Origin of the sequence: Nocardioides candidus, from assembly GCF_041321175.1 — a bacterium.
Classification (GTDB): Bacteria; Actinomycetota; Actinomycetes; order Propionibacteriales; family Nocardioidaceae; genus Nocardioides.
On sequence record NZ_JBGGWC010000003.1, the window covers coordinates 350,824 to 369,692 of the forward strand.

The 18,869-nt window shown below is 65.4% G+C and carries 16 protein-coding genes and 1 pseudogene; 3 read left to right on the top strand and 14 right to left on the bottom strand.

Annotation, left to right across the window (positions count from 1 at the left end):
* Window positions 1–7: 7 nt before the first annotated feature.
* From ACAX67_RS16005 to ACAX67_RS16055, 11 genes and pseudogenes are all read right to left on the bottom strand, one after another.
* Window positions 8–1,267 (bottom strand): MlaD family protein, encoded by a 1,260-nt coding sequence (locus ACAX67_RS16005; RefSeq protein ID WP_370704863.1) that lies wholly within the window; start codon window positions 1,265–1,267, stop codon window positions 8–10.
* On the bottom strand, window positions 1,264–2,337 hold the full coding sequence (locus ACAX67_RS16010; RefSeq protein ID WP_370704864.1) for an MCE family protein: 1,074 nt from the start codon (window positions 2,335–2,337) through the stop codon (window positions 1,264–1,266). The genes ACAX67_RS16005 and ACAX67_RS16010 overlap by 4 nt, the downstream gene beginning before the upstream one ends.
* Window positions 2,334–3,326: an MCE family protein gene (locus ACAX67_RS16015; protein WP_370704865.1), complete on the bottom strand. Its 993-nt coding sequence runs from the start codon at window positions 3,324–3,326 to the stop codon at window positions 2,334–2,336. Before ACAX67_RS16015 ends, ACAX67_RS16010 begins: the two co-directional genes overlap by 4 nt.
* Complete coding sequence (locus tag ACAX67_RS16020) at window positions 3,323–4,366, bottom strand: MCE family protein (RefSeq protein WP_370704866.1); 1,044 nt, start codon at window positions 4,364–4,366, stop codon at window positions 3,323–3,325. Before ACAX67_RS16020 ends, ACAX67_RS16015 begins: the two co-directional genes overlap by 4 nt.
* On the bottom strand, window positions 4,363–5,556 hold the full coding sequence (locus ACAX67_RS16025; protein ID WP_370704867.1) for an MCE family protein: 1,194 nt from the start codon (window positions 5,554–5,556) through the stop codon (window positions 4,363–4,365). The genes ACAX67_RS16020 and ACAX67_RS16025 overlap by 4 nt, the downstream gene beginning before the upstream one ends.
* A 7-nt stretch (window positions 5,557–5,563) precedes the next feature.
* Window positions 5,564–6,388 carry an MlaE family ABC transporter permease gene (locus ACAX67_RS16030; protein ID WP_370704868.1) on the bottom strand — a complete coding sequence of 275 codons (825 nt, stop codon included), beginning with the start codon at window positions 6,386–6,388 and terminating at the stop codon, window positions 5,564–5,566.
* A gap of 1 nt (window position 6,389) precedes the next feature.
* Window positions 6,390–7,175: an MlaE family ABC transporter permease gene (locus tag ACAX67_RS16035; protein ID WP_370704869.1), complete on the bottom strand. Its 786-nt coding sequence runs from the start codon at window positions 7,173–7,175 to the stop codon at window positions 6,390–6,392.
* A 565-nt stretch (window positions 7,176–7,740) separates the two neighbouring features.
* The gene (locus ACAX67_RS16040) at window positions 7,741–8,400 is read right to left on the bottom strand and encodes a TetR/AcrR family transcriptional regulator (protein WP_370704870.1); all 660 of its coding nucleotides are present in this window, start codon (window positions 8,398–8,400) and stop codon (window positions 7,741–7,743) included.
* A 151-nt stretch (window positions 8,401–8,551) separates the two neighbouring features.
* On the bottom strand, window positions 8,552–9,754 hold the full coding sequence (locus ACAX67_RS16045) for an NAD(P)/FAD-dependent oxidoreductase (protein ID WP_370704871.1): 1,203 nt from the start codon (window positions 9,752–9,754) through the stop codon (window positions 8,552–8,554).
* Window positions 9,755–9,768: 14 nt separating this feature from the next.
* A pseudogene (locus ACAX67_RS16050) lies at window positions 9,769–11,151 on the bottom strand (cytochrome P450); the annotation flags it as partial.
* A gap of 20 nt (window positions 11,152–11,171) precedes the next feature.
* On the bottom strand, window positions 11,172–11,492 hold the full coding sequence (locus tag ACAX67_RS16055) for a 2Fe-2S iron-sulfur cluster-binding protein (RefSeq protein ID WP_370704873.1): 321 nt from the start codon (window positions 11,490–11,492) through the stop codon (window positions 11,172–11,174).
* Window positions 11,493–11,599: 107 nt separating this feature from the next.
* On the opposite strand from ACAX67_RS16055, the gene ACAX67_RS16060 reads away from it, so the two are divergent.
* Window positions 11,600–12,619, top strand: coding sequence for a helix-turn-helix domain-containing protein (locus ACAX67_RS16060; RefSeq protein ID WP_370704874.1), 1,020 nt, complete (start codon window positions 11,600–11,602; stop codon window positions 12,617–12,619).
* An 897-nt stretch (window positions 12,620–13,516) separates the two neighbouring features.
* On the opposite strand, the gene ACAX67_RS16065 is transcribed toward ACAX67_RS16060, so the two are convergent.
* Window positions 13,517–13,777, bottom strand: coding sequence for a hypothetical protein (locus ACAX67_RS16065; RefSeq protein ID WP_370704875.1), 261 nt, complete (start codon window positions 13,775–13,777; stop codon window positions 13,517–13,519).
* Window positions 13,778–13,995: 218 nt separating this feature from the next.
* Here ACAX67_RS16065 and ACAX67_RS16070 point away from each other — a divergent pair, with 218 nt between their 5' ends.
* Window positions 13,996–14,382, top strand: a complete 387-nt coding sequence (locus ACAX67_RS16070) for a hypothetical protein (RefSeq protein WP_370704876.1) — start codon at window positions 13,996–13,998, stop codon at window positions 14,380–14,382.
* A 283-nt stretch (window positions 14,383–14,665) separates the two neighbouring features.
* Here ACAX67_RS16070 and ACAX67_RS16075 read toward each other — a convergent pair whose 3' ends face one another.
* Both ACAX67_RS16075 and ACAX67_RS16080 read right to left on the bottom strand, forming a co-directional pair.
* Complete coding sequence (locus ACAX67_RS16075; protein ID WP_370704877.1) at window positions 14,666–15,166, bottom strand: PaaI family thioesterase; 501 nt, start codon at window positions 15,164–15,166, stop codon at window positions 14,666–14,668.
* Window positions 15,163–15,768 (bottom strand): TetR/AcrR family transcriptional regulator, encoded by a 606-nt coding sequence (locus ACAX67_RS16080; RefSeq protein ID WP_370704878.1) that lies wholly within the window; start codon window positions 15,766–15,768, stop codon window positions 15,163–15,165. The genes ACAX67_RS16075 and ACAX67_RS16080 overlap by 4 nt, the downstream gene beginning before the upstream one ends.
* A gap of 84 nt (window positions 15,769–15,852) precedes the next feature.
* Here ACAX67_RS16080 and ACAX67_RS16085 point away from each other — a divergent pair, with 84 nt between their 5' ends.
* Window positions 15,853–18,867 (top strand): MMPL family transporter, encoded by a 3,015-nt coding sequence (locus ACAX67_RS16085; RefSeq protein ID WP_370704879.1) that lies wholly within the window; start codon window positions 15,853–15,855, stop codon window positions 18,865–18,867.
* The last annotated feature ends 2 nt before the right edge of the window (window positions 18,868–18,869 follow it).

Sequence of the window (18,869 nt, forward strand, 5' to 3'; positions counted from 1 at the left end):
GGCGTTCCTAACAAAGTCCCAAGATCGTGAGCAGGCAGCCGGGCGTCGGTTCCTGAGTAGGCGTCGGGGTGGGGGGCGCGCCGTCGTCGTCATTGGCGTCCGAATCCGCGGACCCGAGATCGTCGCCTGCCCCTGGGTCAGGTGTCGGAGCGAGGGGGTTCTCGATCGGGTCACCGGCCTGCAGAGCTGGAGGAAGGCCGCCGAGCCAGCTCTCGGCGAATGCGGTTGCACCGAGGTCGATCGTCGCGAAAAGGTTGGCGTAGTCGCCCCCAAGGATGTTCGTCGTCGTCATCGCCGGGAATGGAATGGTGACTGCAATCTTGAGCGCCTCGGGGAGGGACTCGCTGACCCGTCCGATGTTGGTCAGGATCGGGCCGAGTGAGTCGAGGTTCGCCAGGAGCGCGGTCTCGCTGGCACGGATCACGCGGACCGCACGGTCGCCGGCCCTTCCGACCAGGGTCAGCGTGCTAACCAAGCGAGTCCGCTCGGTCTCGAGCACCTCGAGGCCCGGCGTAATCCGGTCGATGGCTGCAGCGATCGAGTCCTGGTCGTCACGCAGCCCCCTGGCCAGGTTGTTGAGTGACTGCAACGCGGCCACAATTTGGCTCCGGTTGGAGTCGAGGACGGCAAGCAGGTCGTTGGCGTGCCGGACCAGGGCTCGAGCGTCCGGGACCTTCTTCCGGAGCGCGGTCGAGAGCTCGCCTGTGATGGTGCTGATCTGCGAGAGGCCGCCGTTGTTCAGCAATAGGGCGACCGCGCCGAGGACCTGCTCGGTCGCCGGGTACGTGCCGGTCTGGTCCACGTCGATGACGTCGCCGTCCTCCAGCATCGCGTCCGGCGAATGAGCCGAGGCACGGGTGACCTGTTCGGTCCTACCACTCTTGGCGCCGAGGTCGCTGCTGTCGGGGACTGAAACCTCGACGTACTGAGCGCCGAGAAGAGTCTTCTGGCCAATGGAGAAGATGACGTCGGTGGGCAGCTGCACGCTCTTGAGGAGATGCATCTCTACCACGGCTTCCCAGCCCTTGACGTCGATCTGACCGACGGTGCCGATCACGACGTTGTCCTTCTGGACAGTGGAGTTAGGGACCAGGTTCTCGATCTGGGAGAAGTGCACCTTGACCGTGTAGCCGTCGGAGCCGATGGCGACCTGGCCGGGCAGTGTGTTGTCGTTCGGCTGGACAGCGCAGCCGGAGTTGAGCAGCGCGCCGGCCAAGACCGTGACGGCGAACCGGCGCATTGGCGTCGCGAAGGGGCGTGTGATCATTCGGTGCCCCCGACCGTGCTGAGGCCGAGCAATCCGAGCAGCGGTTGGATCGCGGTGGTGCACTGTTCGCTGGTGCCGCCGACTCCGAGAATGGCTCCGCATACGAGTTGGGCGATGTTGTCGAGGCCGCTGAGTGTGGCTCGTCCGGTAATGGCTTCGTTCTGGACCGTGTTGCTGAGGCCGACGATCGGGAAAGGGGCGACATGGAGGATGCCGGCGAGTTCGTTGGAACGGTCGGCGAGCGTGGCCGCGAGGACGTTGAGGTCGGACGCTGACTCCTTGATCCGGCCGCGGTGCTTGGTGAGGTACTGCTCCACCGAGTTCAGCACGGTGGCGAGGTCGCGGATGGCCCCGCTGAGGTTGGTGCGGTTCTCCGCCAAGACGCCACTGACATCGTCGAGCTCAGTAGTAAAGCCGCGTAGGGCCGCGTCATTGAGGGCCAAGCTCTTCGTGAACGTGTTGAGGTTCTTGATCGTGGTGAACAGGTCGGAGCGGCCATCGGACAGCGCGGTCGCAGCGTGCTGCAACTCGGTGATCGCCTGGCGCAGGTCGGTCGAGTTGCCGTTCCGCAGGCCCTTTTCGATCGCGGTGATCGCCTCGGACAGGGCGCCGTTCGGGTTGCTCTCGCTCGGGCCAAGAGTGGTGGCGAGGTCGGTCAGTTGCTGCTTGACGTCATCGAAGGTGACCGGTACTGCGGTGTTCTCAAGTGAGATGGTGGCGCCGTCCTCGAGTTTCTTGCCGCTGGTGTAGACCGGCTCGAACTGCACGAAGCGGCCGCTCACGAGACTGGGCGACACGATCGCGGCGCTGGCGTCAGCTGGAATCGGCTGGTCCGAGTCGATGGTCATCGAGACGTAGACGCCCTGTGGGGTGTTCTCGATATTCGTGATCTCGCCGATCCTCACGCCCAGTACCCTGACGTCATCACCGACGTTCAGGCCCTCCGCGCTGGCGAAGTAGGCGTGCAGGCTGGTGCGGCTGGAGTCGCGGTTCCACAGGACGACACTGAGCACCAGCGTTACGAGGATCAGCAGGGTGAGGACCCTGCGCCCAGACACGAGACTTCTCATGGGGTTACTCCGGACAGGATCGGGGCCAACGTGGACGGCGAGGTGAGGTTCTGGATGTAGGCGTCGAACCAAGGTCCGGTGGCGACGGCTTCGTTGAAGCCGGTTGCGTAGCCGAGGAGCCCAGTGATGCTGGCCTGGAGGTTCCTCCGGTTCCTGTTGAGCAGGTCGACCAGCCTGTCGAGTTCGTCAAGGGCCGGAGCGAGCACGTCGTCGGTGTCTCTCAACAACAGCCTCAACTGCACGGACAGTTCTCGCGCGCTCGCGAGGAGGCTGGTCACCACCCGCTGTCGGGCATCAAGCTCGGCGAGGAGGGAGCGACCTGACCCGAGCAGTGACGCGATCTGCTCGTCGCGGCTGGCGAGCACGTCGGTCACCCCGTTGGCTCGGGCGAGTAGAGAACGCAGCTCGTCGTCGTTGGAGGAGATGGCGAGTGAGAGCGCCGTGATGCCTTCAAGCGCTGGGCCAAGGTCTGGGCTGGAGGCGTTGAGGGTCGACGCCGCCTGATCGAGTGCGGCCGCGAGCTGCGACTTGTCGATGGCTGCGGTGGTATCGGTCAGCTGGTTGAGCGTCGAGGTCAGGTTGTACGGCGAGGAGGTCCGGTCCGCTGGGATGGTGTCTCCTGCATCGAGTTCGCCGGTGCCGCGTGGCTCGAGCTCCACCGCGGCCCGACCGAGCAACGTGACCGTGATGATCCGCGCTTCGGTGAGTTCGCCGAGCTTGACTGACTCGTCGGTAAGGGCGATCGTCGCGACGACATGGTCGCCGTCGATTCCGACCTCTCGGATCTTGCCGACCTGTGCGCCCGAGATCATGACGGCATCGCCGCTCTTGAGGCCGCCGGCCTCGGTGAACTCCACCCTGATGACGTCGTTGTTGCCGATGAGCGGCAGCTTGTTGATGTTCATCGCGGCCATCACCACCGCCACCAGTATCAGCGTGCCGGTGATGCCGCGAATCGCGAGGCGGTCCGCGGTGATCGGCCGGCTCACTGCTTGCACCTCGGCGCGTCGGAGTAGACCCACGGCGTGAGGATCGACTGCTCGTTGTTGAGGCCGGTTTGGATCCGGACGCCACAGAGGAAGAAGTTGAAGAAGTTGCCGTACGACGCGGTGTTCTGGAGCTTGTCGTAGTGGATCGGGAGCTTGTTGAGGACCGCTTCGAGGGTGTCGGCGTTCTTGTTCACCCCGCGGGCAGTGACGGCTAGTCCCTGGAGATCGGCGCGGAGGTCGCCACGAGCCCGGGTAACAAGGGTCGAGGTCCGGTCGGCGAAGGTACCGATTGTTGCGGCGGCGTCGAGGATTTGGGTGTCCTGCTTGTCGAGGCCGGTCAGCAGGGCGTCGAGCCGGTCGATCAGCAGCCCGAGGGTCTTCTTGCGGTCGTTCACGGTGCCGAGCACGCTGTTGAGGTTGCGGATGACCTCACCAATCAACTCCTCGCGACGACCGATTGTCGTGGTGAACGCGGCGACGTGGTTGACCAGCGTGGCCACCGAGGACTGCTGACCCTGAAGCACCTGGATGAGTTGTCCGGACAGTTCGTTGATCTGGGTCGGGCTGAGCCCTGCGAAGAGCGGCTTGAAGCCGTTGAGCAGGTTGTCGAGGTCGAGGGCCGATGCGGTCTGGGTCGCCGGCAGGGTGCCGCCGACGGTGAGTACCTCGTCGCCGCCTTTGTCACCGCGGGTCAGCTGGATCACGCGGTCGCCGATCAGGTTGCGGTACTGGATGTTTGCGTGGGTCCCCGTCGTCAACTGTTGACCCTTGCGAACGTCGAACGTCACCAGGACTGTGTTGTCGGCTTGGACGTCGATCTCTCGAACCTTTCCGACGTCGACACCGGCGATCCGCACCTCGTCGCCGACCGCCAGACCGGACACGTCGTCGAAGACCGCATGGTAGGTCTCGCGGTCACCGGGCCGAATCTCGCCGGTAACGGCGGCGACCCAGAGCGTGAAGACGGCGGCCATCGTCAGGAACGCGGTGAACTTGATCAGGTCGCCACGCTCTTTGCGCTTCTGCGGGCTGAGGCTCATCGGAGCTGCGTCCCTCCGTTGATGAGGCCGAGCAGGGTGTCCAAGACAGCCTGGTCGGGCGTGGGTTGGGGCCCGGTGTAAGGGTTGGCACCCGTCTGGAAGTGTGGAACTTGCTGCTCGGCCTCTTGTGCGTCCACGTAGGGCAGGCCATAGCAGCGTGGACCTCTGTCATCTCCGACGATCGGAAGGTTCTCCTGATAGGTGTAGGGGGCGCGGCCAGGGATGATGCGCGTGATGGTGGTGATGCCTGGGTGCGTGCCGCCCACGGCGTCTTCGGCGAGCTGGTTGGCCGAAGCCAGGCCCAGTAGGACACAGGGCAGCTCGGGTGAGTAGCGCTCGAGCACCTTGGTGACCGGGCCCAGAAGTTCGAGGCTGGTGACCAGGCTCCGCTCGGAGTCGCGCAGCACTGTGTCGGCCTCGACGCTGAAGCCGGTGAGACTGCGTTCCAGAGCCCGTAGGGATGCCTGCTGGCGCACCAGGGTCTGGGAGACAGTGCCGGTCTGGCTGAGCGTGGCGACCAGGTCAGGACGGGCAAGTTCGTAGACGTCGGCGACGTCGTCGGCGACGCGCAGGTCGGCGCTCAGCGTTCGTAGCGATGGGTTGAAAGTACGCAGGTAGGCGTCGGTCTGGGAGATCAGGTCGCCTATCAGTTGGCCGCGCTCGTCGACTGCTCCCGCGACCGCAGTGAGTGCAGCGTTGACCTCGGCTGGGGGCGCCGCGTCGAGCACTTGGGTGAGGTGTTCGAACGCCTCGTCAACTTCGACGGTGACCCTGTCTGCCGGGATCACCGCTCCCGCCTGGATCCGTTCGTCGCTGCCTTCCCCCACCGGCGTGAGCTGGACATACTTGGCGCCGAATGCTGTCGGGGGCACGATCTGGGCGGTGAGGTCCGCCGGTACCCGGTCGACCTTGTCGCTATCAATCTCCAAGGTGATGGTGACCTGCTCGCCGTCGGTGACAATGTCTTCGACAGCTCCGATCTCGACGCCGCGCAGCTTGATCGGTGCGCCCGGTGAGAGGGTCAGGCCCGCCCTGTCGGCCTGGACGGTGACCTCGACTGTGTCGTCGAAGGCACCGCGGTACTTGGCGATCGTGCCCGCGATCAGTCCGACGATGAGCGCCAGGAAGATCACGCCGTAGACGACCTGCCGGTCGATCCGGTGCGGGTGCTTGGCCAGCGAAGTGGTCATCGTGCGCTCACCCCGCGATGTGGACCGACGGTCCACCCCAGATAGCGATGGCGAAGATCAGGTCGATGAACATCGTGCAGATCAGGGCCGAGCGCACCGCCTTGCCGACCGCCTTGCCCACCCCTGCGGGACCGCCCGAGGCGCGGAAGCCGTGGTAGCAGCAGATGGACACGATGACCAGCGCCATCAGCACCACCTTGACCATGGCCAGGAACAGGTCACTGGGAATGAGGAAGGTGTCGAAGTAGTGCATGTAGGTACCAGGCGCCTGGTCGTACCCGACCGTGACCACGAGATACGTCGCCAGCCAGCACATCATGAGGGCGATGGCGAAGAGCGGAACGACCGCAATGAGCCCCGCGATGATCCGGGTGGTGACCAGGTATGGCACCGGGTGGACGGCCATCACCTCGAGCGCGTCGATCTCCTCGCTCACCCGCATTGCGCCGAGCTGGGCGGTGAAACCGGCGCCCACGGTCGCGGTGAGCGCGATGCCGGCGATGATCGGGGCAACCTCGCGGGTATTGAAGTACGCCGAGAAGAATCCCGACAGCGTGGAGACGCCGATGTTGTCGAACGAGGTGTAGGCCTGTAGCCCGACCTCGATGCCGGAGGCGGCGGTGAGGAACCCGATGACGAGGACGGTCCCGCCGATGAGGGCGAGTGCTCCGGTGCCGAGGGAGACCTCGGCGAGAAGCCGGACGACCTCCTTCGGGTAGTGCCTGATCGCCCGAGGCATGTGCGCGTAGGCATTGCCATGGAAGCGCAGCTGGTCGCCGAGGTCGCGCAATGACTTCGTCGGGTTGAACAAATGTCGCGAGGCCTGGGACATCTCAGGCTCCCAGCTTGATCTGGAGGAACAATGCACTGATGACGCTGTTGGCGGCGAAGAGCAGCATGAATGCGAACACCACGGTCTGGTTCACGGCCTCGCCCACGCCCTTCGGCCCGCCCTTCGCGTTGAGACCGAGATAGCAGGCGGTGAGGCCGGCAAGTAGTCCGAAGATCGCGGCCTTCGCCTCTGAGGCGAGGAAATCGGGCAACCCCACCAGCAGTGTCAGGTCGGAGAGATAAAGGCCCGGGGTGGCGCCCTGGAGCACGACGGAGAAGAAGTAGCCGCCGACGAGACCGACCACAGTCACCATCCCGTTGAGCGCCAGGCCGACCAGCATCGACGCGGCCACCCGCGGGACGACGAGTCGTTCGATCGGATCGATCCCCAGAGTCATCATCGCGTCGATCTCCTCCCTGATCTTGCGTGACCCAAGATCGGCGCAGATCGCTGTCGCACCGGCGCCAGCGACGACAAGAACCGAAACGATCGGTCCGATCTCCCGTACCACCGCGACCGCGGCGCCCGCGCCCGCTAGGTCCACGGCGCCGATCTGGATGAGCAACTGGTTGACCTGGAAGATGATGACGACGCAGAACGGGATCGACACCAACAGCGCGGGCGCGAACGAGACGGTCGTGATGAACCAGGCCTGTGAGATGAACTCACGGAACCGGAACCGCGTCGTGCACAGGGTCTTCACGACCCTGCCAGCGAAGGTGTAGAAGTCACCGATGGTCGACAGGGCGATGAACGGCAGCGTGCCGCGTAGCGCGTCGTTCGCCATCGTCCGCGACCCCGGGGACATACCCGTGGGACCGGGCCCGCGCGGTGGGGCTTTCCGCGTGAGTTCGGGAGCGGTACTCATACGTGGACCTCAGTTCTGCTGGGTGAGCGGCGATAACCCGTCCGAGCGACACCGCACCTCGCGCGGCCTGTTGGTTGGCGGCACCGGGCGACGATCCGTCGAACCTGCCCGCACAGCGGGCCATCGGGTGCGCGGCGCCGTGCGCTGACGTCCTCTCCCCACGAAGGCGGGTTGCCATCGGGTGGAACTTCCACAGAGTCAATCGAGAACGGTGCGAATCAGCTTGGATGACAAGATATGATCGCCTGCACAGTTTGCGACAGATCATCAAAAAATGTCAATGAATTCACAAAAACCGATCAGTGACGGGGCAACGGCTTGATCCCCCACCATCCGGGGTTCGACGGGTCGCCTACGAACAGCTCGAGCCGTCGAGCAGCGTCCGCACCGAAGGACACGAGGCGCACTGTCCCGCGACTACCACCGCCCGAAGACGTCGAGGCCCCGTTGGAACCTGGATGGGGAACAATCCCCGCAGCTACGGTTAGCGAACCAGACGAGCGGCCGGTTCGCCGCCTCCACCGTCTGTCCTCAGCAGTCCCAGATACCGAAAGGCCACTTCAGAGATCCGTCGCCCGGTGGTCTCGGCGTCGGCACCAGGCAGCGCGAGATGACTGACAGCGAGGCGGACGAGGGCATCGGTCGCGTCCTGGACATCAACACTGTCAAGCTCAGGGAACTGCCCGTGCAGCCACGTCGCCAAGGTGTCACTCGCAACGTCGAGGAGTCGTTTGGAGGTTGTGATCAGGGGCAGCATGCCGCTCGGGGTGTCGAACGTCCCTGAATCGAGCGCCGAATCCCGGTGCGAAACCAACACAGCGCGCAGCAACGGACTTTTTTCGGCCTCGGCCAGGGTGTAGCGCACCGAGGCCTGAATCCCGCCCGCGGCGTCCACAGGAAACTCAGTAAGGACGTTCTTGATTCCCGCCAAGAATCGTTCGGCCTCATGGAGGACCAGAGCTTCCCCCAAGCCCTGCTTGTCGCCGAACTCCTTGTAGATCATTGCGCGCGGGGCGCCGATCGAAGTGGCGATGTGTCCGACCCTGACCTTGTCCCACCCCTTCTCGACGGTCTCGACGTACGCAGCCTCCAACACGCGCTGACGCAGGTGAGCGCGATAGGACTCTCTCAACGGCGTGACCACAGACAAATCGTAGCCGATTGTCGCGAGTGCGACACTCGGACCATCTCGTTCGCCGTACTCGACCGCGCGGTGAGCATCCATTAGCCACTCGGCGCCGGTCCGTGCTCCTCACCAGGAGGGCCGGGTGTCCGGCATGACCGGACGACCGGCGTCAGGAGCCGACGGAAGCTTCGAGCTCGGCCCGCTCGACATCTATGCCCTGGCTGATCATCTGCTTGGCCATCACGAAGTCACGGGGACGGTTCACACAGTCCGCCGCGAGCAGGCGCCCGTGCTGGAGGTAATAGCAGGAGAAGTCACGATCGCGGGTTGGATCACCGTTCAGCACGATCTCGTCGTAGCCGGTGTTCACTCCTGCGATCTGCAGTTTGAGGTCGTACTGGTCGGACCAAAACCAGGGCAATGCCGAGATGGGCCGCTCCCTGCCGCACAGCGTGGCCGCTGCCGTCTTGGCCTGCTCGCCGGCGCTGGGCACCGACTCCAATCGCACCAGCCGGCCGTACCGAGCCATATGATTGATGGCGCAGTCACCCGCAGCGACGATCTGCGGATCGCTAGTCCGGGCGAGGTCGTCGATCACGACCCCGTCCTCGACCTGCAGCCCCGCCTCGGCGGCAAGTTCGGTGTTGGGGACCAACCCCACACCGACGATGACGAGGTCGGCAGGGACGTGCTCGCCGTCGGACAGGACCACCGAGCGGACGACGTGGTCACCGGCCATGGCCTCGACCACCGCACCCGTTCGGATCTCGACTCCGGCGTCGCGGTGGACGCGCTCGTAGAACGAGGAGACCTCGCGCGCTGTCACCCTCGCGAGAACGCGGTCGGCGGCCTCCAAGACCGTCACCTCCAGACCGAGGGCTCGTAACGACGCGGCGGTCTCCAAGCCGATGTAGCCCCCGCCAACGATTACCGCACGGCGACCGGGGAGGGCGGCCTCGCGTATCGACTCGACGTCCGCGAACGTGCGCAGGTAGAAGACCCCTGGGAGATCGACGCCGAGCACTGAGAGTTGGCGAACCCGTCCGCCGGTGCAGAGCCCGAGACCGTCGTAGGCAAGAGTCTCCCCGTCGCTCAGGACGACGCGTCCGGCTGCGCGATCGATCTTCGTGACGGTGGCTCTGAGTAGCTGGATCTCGTGCTTGTCATAGAACTCAGCTCTGCGGATGGCGAGCTCGTCCAGGGTGCTCGTGCCGGCAAGATATCCCTTCGACAGAGGAGGGCGCTGATAGGGCAGTGCCGACTCGTCACCGATCACGACGACCTCGCCGCTCCATCCCTCCTGGCGGAGGCTGGCCGCCAACTGGGCGCCGGCGTGGCTGGCCCCAACGACCAGCGCTCTCCCCCGGGTCACGCGTCCGTCTTCGCCGTCAACCGGACCATCAGCGTGCTAATCCCACGCACGAAGTTGGACTGGACGTACTCCGGTTCCTCGACGACCTCGATCTTGTCGAAGCGCGGAAGCAGCTCCTCCCAGAGGATCCGTAGTTGCATCTCGGCCAGACGGTTGCCCATGCACCGGTGGACACCGAATCCGAAGGAGATGTGATTGCGCGCGTTGCTCCGGTCGATGATGAGGTCGTCGGGTCGGTCGAATACACGCTCGTCCCGGTTGCCCGAGGCGTACCACATCACCAGTTTGTCGCCCTTGCGAATGAACTGTCCGTTGAGGATCGTGTCCTTCTTGGCCACCCGGCGCATGTACGCCAGAGGCGTCTGCCAGCGGATGATCTCCGAGACCATGTTTGGGATAAGCTCGGGGTTCGCCTTCAGCTTCTCGAACTGGTCGGGGAACCGGTTGAGTGCGAGGACGCCGCCGCTCATGGAGTTACGCGTGGTGTCATTGCCCCCGACGATCAGTAGAACTAGATTGCCGAGGAACTCCATCGGACGGTCAATCAGGTCCTTGGTGTCCTCGTTCCTCTGCAACATCGTGATGAGATCGAAGCCGGGCTCCTCCCCCGCCGCGAGCCGCGCCTGCTTGTCACGCCACAGAGCGCTCAGCCCCCGGGCCGCATCGACGAAACCGCGGAAGACCTCGTCGTTGTCGGAGGGACCGCCATTGGCCTGCTCCATCGAGCTGGCCAGGTCTGACCACTCAACGAGCTTGCGTCGCTGTTCATAGGGAAAGTCCAGCAGTGTCGCCAGCATCCGGGCGGTGAGCTCGATCGACACCCGGTCGACCCAGTTGAAGGTTTCGCCGACCGGGAGGTCGTCGAGCACTTCCCGAACGCGGGTGCGGATCAACCCCTCCATCTCGCGCAGGTTCTTCGGAGCCACGACGCCCTGGACCGCAGCCCGCTGACGGTCATGCCTCGGCGGGTCCATGGCGATGAACATCGCGACTTCCATGAACCGAGGAGGCTCGCCGATGATGATGAACGGCTCGGCCGAGAAGGTTTCGTGGTCCTTGTCGACCGCGATGATGTCCGCGTGCCGGGTGACGGACCAGAAGGGACCGAAGGGACTGTTCGCCTGGAAGTGCACGGGCGCCTCGTTGCGAACCCGCTCGAAGTACGACTGCCACCTGCCCTGGCGATAGAGAAAAGGATTGCTCAGGTCGATTTCGGCGAGCGCTACCTCCTCCACAGGAGGGATCGGCTTCTCGACGAAGATCTTGTGACCGTTGGTCCGCGTCACGAAGCGACGGGCTCTGTCGTACAGATGCGCCCCGCGGATCTGCAGTTCCATAGGGACGATGGTCTGGGCTCGCTCGGCGGCGCGTCCGGTCACGTTGTTCAGCGTGGTCATGGGGTCCTTCCTCTCGACAGTCACATCTGGAACTCGGGCAGACGGACGACCAAGCCGTCCCAGTCCTCACTCACGGCCATCTGGCACGAGAGTCGCGAGGTCGGCTCGCGCTCGGGGTTCATGGCCAACATCTCCTCCTCGACCGGTCCCGATCGGCCTACCGTGTCGACCCACTGGTCATCGACGATGACATGGCACGTGCCGCACGCGGCCTCCCCGCCGCAGTCGCCGTCCACGCCGGGAATCATGTTGTCTACCGCGACCTGCATGAGGGATCGGCCATCTTCAAGCGGCGCCTCGCGTTTCTCGCCGTCGTGGGAGATGAAGGTGACAGCTGACATGGGCGTAACACTCCTAACTCGAACGTATTTCGAGTCTTGGCGATCGCGTGCCCTTGTGGCTATGGTCACCCGGGTCAGGAAGTTGTGATTTTGGCTCAGGAGTCGATGTGAGGTTCAGCGAGCCGGGAGTTCCCCCACTGGCCTTGATCCAGCTCCTAAACAGCGATGTCCTCGATCCTGAGGCGGTCGCTCACTTCCGTCGGCTCATCGGCCGTCAGGGGATCTCAGAGCCTGAGCTGGTCCAAGGCGACCGCCAGGTGCCGATCCGCTGGTTCCGCGACGTCTATCCCGACCTCGACCACGAGACTGCCACCCTTCTCGGACTCGCCTTCGCCGAGCAGGCTCAACTGACATCGTTCGGTCCGCTAAGCCTGCCATTGGTCAGCGCAGGATCTGTCTCTGAGGTATTCGAGCTGCTGCGGTTCCTGCCAATCATCTCTAGTGCCCTGCGTCCCCATTTTCACCATGGTCAACTCGGTCTGACCGTGGGACTCACCGGCCACACCGGCGATGCCGATCTCGATTGTCTGGTCATTACCTACGGTGGCGCGGCACTCCTCCGGCTGCTCGACGTGCTCACCGGCGGGCTGCCCGGAGTCAGCTTGCACTTGTCGTGGAAGGCCCCCCGTATCCCGCGGAAAAACGCCGACCTCTTCGCCGGACGTCTGGTCTTTGAGGCTCACGCGTCGTTCATCGACGTCCCCGTCGACACCCTGCAGACTCCGTGTCGCTTTCCCGACCCGGTCGCGTACCGCTTGGCCATCACAGAGCTTCGCCGCACCCTCGAACGTCGATCCAGCGCCGTCAGTTTCACGGAGAGCGTGAGGCGGCTAGTCGAGGAGGACCCCGGATGCGGTACCAGCCACAACGTCGCGGCGCTGTTGGGCGTCTCCGCCAGCACCCTTAAGAGAAGGCTCGACGATGAGGGCACCACCTTTCGTGATGTGCGGCAGTCCCTGCTTCGGGAGCGGGCCATCGTCCGTCTTCTCGATCAATCCCTGACGGTTAGTCAGATCGCCAAGGATCTCGGCTACAGCGACACGACCAACTTCTCGCACGCCTTCAAACGCTGGACCGGACAGTCGCCCAGCGCATTTCGCCAGGCGGGTCGCCGCCAGCCGGGCTGAGGACGGCAGGAGACCTTTAAGTTAGTCCTCACGAGGCCTTGGGGACCTTCCGTCAACGGACGAGCCAGCCGCCCTGCAACCAACCTGAGCGGTCACGCCGGCTCACCTCACGACTCATTCCGTGCGCAGAGCGGGTCGATCCCCAACTGGCCGAGCAATGGCGAGCTCGCATCGCGACGTACTCGCCAATCCAGCGCGAGGTCCGCAACGTCGGAGGAAGACTCGGCAACGGCACCGGGGCCGCAGCAGAGGCCGCGAACGCGGCCGGGCCAACGAAGGCATTGCCATCCGGCACCGTGATCGAGCCGCGGATGCTCGGCCGTATAGCTTGCGTCCCTCTGCTTGGACGACCCTGGCAGCGATCGTAGGTTGATCCGAGAATGACCGGTCAGTGGTAGCTCACTGCAAGCTTCCCGGTCACCGCCGGAATGAGGTACAGCAGCATCCAGAGAAGATCGACGAGAACCATGGCCACTGCACCGCCGCGCACGATCTCAGGAGCGCGACGTTCACCTCCTCTCCCCCACGCTGAGAGGCGAGGTGGCGGCCATGGGGGTTGTCGGCTCCGCAGGCGACGAAGTAGCTGTGGTGCTGCGGACATTGAGCGCCGTCCTCATGCGGGCCGAATTCCTCGACCCAGGTGCGAGGAGCTCATCAAGGCTGGTTACGGTCCGTCACCGGGCTCGTACTCACCGCGACGGGACCCGTGGTTAGGCCGTCGAAGATCAGTTCGCTGATCGCCGCGGACAAACGCACTGCGTCTGCGGATGGATCATCGGATGGCCCCTCCACCGCCGCTGTGAGGCCAGCGACGGGCATGGCACCGAAGACACTCAACGCCACGCCGACCGGGTCGGAGGCCTGGCGCAGCGACCCGTGAGACACAGCGTCGGCCAATCACTGCTCGATCGGTTCGTGGAACGCAGCCCGCAAGGCCACCGCCAGCTCAGGCAGCCGAGTCGCGCGCCCGAGGTCGCCGACCAGTGCCCGACACAGGAACGGAGGCTCGAGCATCACTCCCAGGTGCTCTACGACAGCTGCCTCGAGCCGGGTCCGCGGTCCGCGGTCCTCGGCGCTCGCCACGGCAACGCCGACAGCGCCGGCGATCATGTCCAGCAGGACGATCCGGACAACGGGGGCGGGCCAGGAAAGCGCCAAGGCAGAAGTGGATGCCGCGTCCGAATGCGACCCCGGCGCCCGGGGCGACGGTTGATGTTGAAATGGTTCGACCCAGCAGGTGGGATGGTTCCCGGCTCTGCGCCGGAGCCGGGGGCTTCGGCAGGGTCGCCCAGCGCCGCGTCGAGGGGGCTGACGCCCCACCCACCGGCGAGATTGCTCACGCCGTCAGCGCGACGGCCCGCAACGATGGGGCCGCCATGGCCCTCGCAGCCGGACTGGCCAGCGCCTTCGATGAACCAGCGGTTCGAGTTGGCCACCGTCTCGAGCTCGAAGCGCGACAGCGCAACCTCATGGAGCACAACACGGGCCGCGAGCCACCACCGCGAACCGTGCTCGACAAGTTCAAGGCGATGCTCATCGGTTTGACGGTCACGCGAGGAGTCGGCCTCCATGCCCGCGAACGGGAGAACCGCGAGCAACTTCGGCAAGAACACGTCGGGCACCCGGGACGCCTGGTGCAACGTCACGCTCGATCCGATCCATCCTGGCTGCGCTCGGCTGACAAGGCCGACCACGTGGTCGAACCAGCACACCCTCCGGTCAGCGGCTGCCCACCCCAAGCCGATACGAGGATTGAACCGTAGGCCTCTGGACGCCATCGCGGCTACTACGGATTCGGCCCGGAAGCTACTGATTCGCTCGGTGTGGTGGGGGATTCGCCCTCGCTTCCAGTCTCAGGATACCCGTCGAGTACCGAGTGGGACGGACCCAATCCGGACGCGAAATGGACACTGGTCGAATCTCGGACCCGCGATGCACACGGAAGCGTGAGGGCGCGGGTGTGGCGCTCCGGCGGAGCCTCAGACCCACCTAAGTCGAGACTCCACAGCGACCATCGTGCGTGCTCCTGTCGCTCCGCGCGTGTCATCAGGACCGCCCGTTGCTCTTGAAGTGCTCGATGTCCACGGTGACGAAGAGGGCGCTTGAGCGAGCGCTCAGGAGCCCGGTGCTGTCTTCGATGGTGGCTGCCATGCGGATCTTGCGTCCGGCGCGCTCCGCGAGCGTCGCTCGTAGGGTGTACTCGACGTCGAGGAGTACCGGGCGCAGGTACTCGACCTCGAGCTTGCGGGTCACGGCAAGGTCTCCGGTGGAGTACAGGAGGAACCCGTAGACGTCATCGACGACGGTGGCCACCGCTCCACCGTGGGCGATGCCGGGTGCGCCAACGTGACGGGCATCGAAGGTGTGGGTGGCGGACACCGCGTTCGGTCCGTCACGCGTGACGACCAGGTGATGGCCGTGCGGGTTCTCGGCCCCGCATCCGAGGCACTGGTCGTGGTGCGAGGGCAGAACTGTCCCCTCCGGTTGACGGCGGCTCTGTACTTGGTCCCACCCAGCCAACAGGGAGTCGAAGGTCTCGCTGCTCATGAAGCGCCAGTCGCGTCGGTTGTGCGTGGGGACAAGCCATCCAGGAGGAGTCGGGCGACACCGTTGGCGATGGTTTCCATCTCCCGGTGGGCGCCCATGATGGCCTCCATCAGACCGGCGACGGTGACGGTTCCGAAGATCATGACGGCCTCGGACATGGGGTCTTCGGCCGGACGCAGGGAGCCATCCTCGGCCCCTTCGCGGAGGAGCTTCTCGACCGGTTCGTAGAAGGCTGCGCTGAGTGCCGCTGCGAGTTCGGGTAGGCGGGTGGCTCGTCCGAGATCGCCGACCAAGGCCCGGCAGGGGGCAGGGTTGCGGAGCATCACGCCTAGTTGAGCGCGGACGACACCGGCCAGGCGTTCGCTGGCCGGTCCTTCCCCACTCACGGCCACGGCAACGTCCCCTGCGATCGCCATCAGAAGGTCCTTGAGTAGGAAGGCGAGGATCTCCTCCTTGCCGGTGAAGTAGTAGTACAACGTCGCCTTGGGCACGCCGCTGGCCTCGGCGATGTCGTCGATCTTGGTGTTGTCCAACCCTTGATCGGCAATGAGCTCGGCCGCTCCGTAGAGCTTGGTCGCGAGCTGGACCGGCAATTCCCTCATTGACCCTCCTAGAGTCGGGTTAGTCTAGCGTTTCATGCTACAGGTTTGTACTCTGAGTTTAATCTCGGTGACTAGGAGTATGGAATGGCGTTGGGTCAGAGCGGCCGTCGCAACGGGGTTGCGCGCCTTTCCGGCTTCGCCCTGAAGTTCCCTGCGGTCACCGTGGCGATCTGGGTCGCCCTCAGTGCCGGCCTCATGCTGATTCCGCCCAGCCTGGAACAGGTCGTCGAGCGCGGGACGACCGCGTTCCTGCCGGACGGGGCGCCGAGCGTGCGCGGTTTGGAGGCGATGGACTCAGCCTTCGGCACCGGGGAGGCAAAGGCCTACGCGTTCATCGTCCTGGTCAATGACGACGGGTTGAGCAGGGCCGACGGCGCGACGTACCGGCGCATTGTGGCCGGGCTCGATGCGCACCCCGATGAGGTGGTCGAGGTCCAGGACTACCTCGAGCGACCGCAGTTGCGTACCGCGCTGACCAGCAAGGACGGCAAGGCCACCTACATCCCGGTCGGGCTGAGCGCACCCGTCGGGTCGCCCCGGTCGAACGAGGACGTGGCGCTGCTGCGCAGCATCGTGGAGGACGCTCAGGGTCCTCCCGGGACGGAGATTCACATCACCGGGGACCCGGCGACGGTGGCCGATCTGACGACAGCGGTCAATGACGCCTCGGACACGATCACGTTCATCAGTGTCGGATTGCTGGTGCTCATCTTGGTGCTGATCTACCGGCGCCTGGTCACGGTGCTGATACCGCTCGCCACTATCGGGGTCGCCCTGGTCTGCACCCGAGGTGTGCTGTCCATCCTGGGTGAGTCCGGCCTCGCACTGTCCTCGTACACCTCGGCCTTCGTGATGGCCATCGTGCTCGGTGCCGGCACTGACTACTCGGTGTTCCTGATCAGCCGGTTCCGCGACGAATACCGCGACAGCGGAGATGTCCGCAACGCTATTCAGACCGCAACCACCCGCATCGGCACCGCGCTGGTGGCCTCGGCGGCCACCGTCATCCTCGGCGCGAGCACCCTGATCGCGGCCAAGCTGGGGATCTTCTCCACGACCGGCCCTGGGATGGCGATCGCGGTCGCGGTGTCCTTGGCCGCCAGCCTCACCCTGACCCCAGTCCTCATCGCCTGGACCGGCGCCAGGATCGGACCGGCACCCGCGATCCGCCCCGATTCCCCGTGGAGCAGGGTCGGCACCTTAGTCGCCGCGCGACCCGGCCGCGTCCTGGCTGGCAGCGTCTTGTTCCTCGGCATCCTGGCTGCGTTCCTGCCCACGATGACCCTGTCTTTCGACACCCGCGCCGCGCAGCCCTCGACCACTCCGAGCAACATCGGAAACGCCGCGCTCACCGAGCACTTCGCCTCCAACGAGACGCTGCCCGACTACATCCTGGTGACCTCCAAGCACGACATGCGCAACCCGAGGGACCTGGCCAGCCTCAACACGCTGAGCCGCGCCATCGCCAAGGTCCCCGGGGTCAGCTCGGTGCGCAGCATCACCCAGCCCGCCGGGAGGCCGCTGTCCCAGGCACGGATCAGCAACCAGCTCGCAACGCTGGCGAAGAGGTTGCACAAGGCGGACCGCAAGCTCACCAGTGCCCAGCCCGGGCTGAACCGGCTCAGCGACGGGGCCGCCGAGATCGACCGGGGGGCCAACCAGCTCGCTGAGGGCAGCGCTCAGGCCGTGAGCGGCGTCGATCAGTTCGTCCGCGGCCTAACCGAGCTCAACAACGGGTTGGGAACCGCGGCCACGAAGACCGACACCGCCGCTTCGGGAGCCCGAGAACTCGCCAACGGTGCCCTCCAGCTCGCCGTCGGACTCCAAAGCGCTCACGACCAGGCGGCCCAGGGAGTGCAGGGCCTCGAGGCCATCCAGCAGGCGCTCGCCAACGACGTCCTTTGCGGGGTCGACCCAGTCTGCAAGAAGGCGCGAGAAGGTCTGAAGCAGATCGTCGAAGCCCAGAAGAACCAGCTCCTCGGCGGCCTCCAGGACGCGGCCGACGCCGCCCTACGCATCGCGAACGGACAAGGCGACCTCGCCGACGGGCTCCGCCAACTTCACGCGGGGCTCGTCCGTGCCGAACGGGGCAGCGGTCAGCTCGCAGACGGGCAGAGGGTCTTCCGAACCAGGCTCGCCCAGCTCACCGCGGGCATCCAGGATCTCGCCGACGGCACCAGCGGTCTCGGCCCCGGCATCAACCAACTGGCCGCCGAGACCTCCCAACTCACCGACGGCCTCGACGAGGCCGGCACCTACCTGACCGAGGTCCATGACCAGGCCAACTCCGCGGACGCAGGGGGCTTCTACCTCCCCGCCAGCGCCCTGAAGAACAAGGACTTCGCGTTGGCCCGCACAACGTTCCTCAGCGCCGACGGCAAGGTTGCCCGCATCCAGATCATCGGCGAGACCGACCCCCTCAGCGTCGACGGTGTCGCTCGCTACGCGGTCACCCGCGATGCCGCTGCACTAGCCATCCGCGGCACCACGCTGGAGGACGCCGACGTCCTCGCGACGGGTGCCGGTGGGCTGGGAGCGGACCTTCAGGACTACCTGGACCACGACACCCGTTTCGTGGTCGGTCTCGTTCTCCTCATCGTGCTGCTCATCCTGATTCTCACGCTCAGGTCGCTGCTCGCACCGCTCTACCTGCTGGCCTCGGTGATCTTGTCCTGCGCCGCCGCGCTTGGGCTGACCACGCTGTTCTGGCAGCACCTGATGGGCCAATACATCGAGTTCAACGTGCCGGTCATCGCGTTCGTCCTCCTGGTCGCGGTCGGCGCCGACTACAACATCTTGCTGATGAGCCGCATGCGCGAAGGCAGCCTGACCCTCACCCGGCGCGACGTAGCTGACGCCGTCACCGCCACCGGACCCGTCATCACCTCAGCCGGCGTCATCTTCGCCAGCGCCTTCGTCGCCCTGATCGGCTCCTCGGTCCATGGCCTGGCCCAAACCGGGTTCGCTGTCGCAACCGGGCTCCTCCTGGACACCTTCATCGTCCGCACCCTGGTCGTCCCCTCCAGCGCCGCGTTACTCGAAAACCACAACTGGTGGCCCACCCGGCCGCCGGTGATCAGCACGAACGAATCCGCGTGAGC

Coding starts and splice junctions, on each gene's coding strand:
- ACAX67_RS16020 (WP_370704866.1), bottom strand. CDS start 4,366: ATGAGCCTCAGCCCGCAGAAGCGCAAAGAGCGTGGCGACCTGATCAAG.
- ACAX67_RS16010 (WP_370704864.1), bottom strand. CDS start 2,337: ATGAGAAGTCTCGTGTCTGGGCGCAGGGTCCTCACCCTGCTGATCCTC.
- ACAX67_RS16030 (WP_370704868.1), bottom strand. CDS start 6,388: ATGTCCCAGGCCTCGCGACATTTGTTCAACCCGACGAAGTCATTGCGC.
- ACAX67_RS16085 (WP_370704879.1), top strand. CDS start 15,853: ATGGCGTTGGGTCAGAGCGGCCGTCGCAACGGGGTTGCGCGCCTTTCC.
- ACAX67_RS16025 (WP_370704867.1), bottom strand. CDS start 5,556: ATGACCACTTCGCTGGCCAAGCACCCGCACCGGATCGACCGGCAGGTC.
- ACAX67_RS16080 (WP_370704878.1), bottom strand. CDS start 15,768: ATGAGGGAATTGCCGGTCCAGCTCGCGACCAAGCTCTACGGAGCGGCC.
- ACAX67_RS16070 (WP_370704876.1), top strand. CDS start 13,996: ATGGCCCTCGCAGCCGGACTGGCCAGCGCCTTCGATGAACCAGCGGTT.
- ACAX67_RS16075 (WP_370704877.1), bottom strand. CDS start 15,166: ATGAGCAGCGAGACCTTCGACTCCCTGTTGGCTGGGTGGGACCAAGTA.
- ACAX67_RS16035 (WP_370704869.1), bottom strand. CDS start 7,175: ATGGCGAACGACGCGCTACGCGGCACGCTGCCGTTCATCGCCCTGTCG.
- ACAX67_RS16055 (WP_370704873.1), bottom strand. CDS start 11,492: ATGTCAGCTGTCACCTTCATCTCCCACGACGGCGAGAAACGCGAGGCG.
- ACAX67_RS16005 (WP_370704863.1), bottom strand. CDS start 1,267: ATGATCACACGCCCCTTCGCGACGCCAATGCGCCGGTTCGCCGTCACG.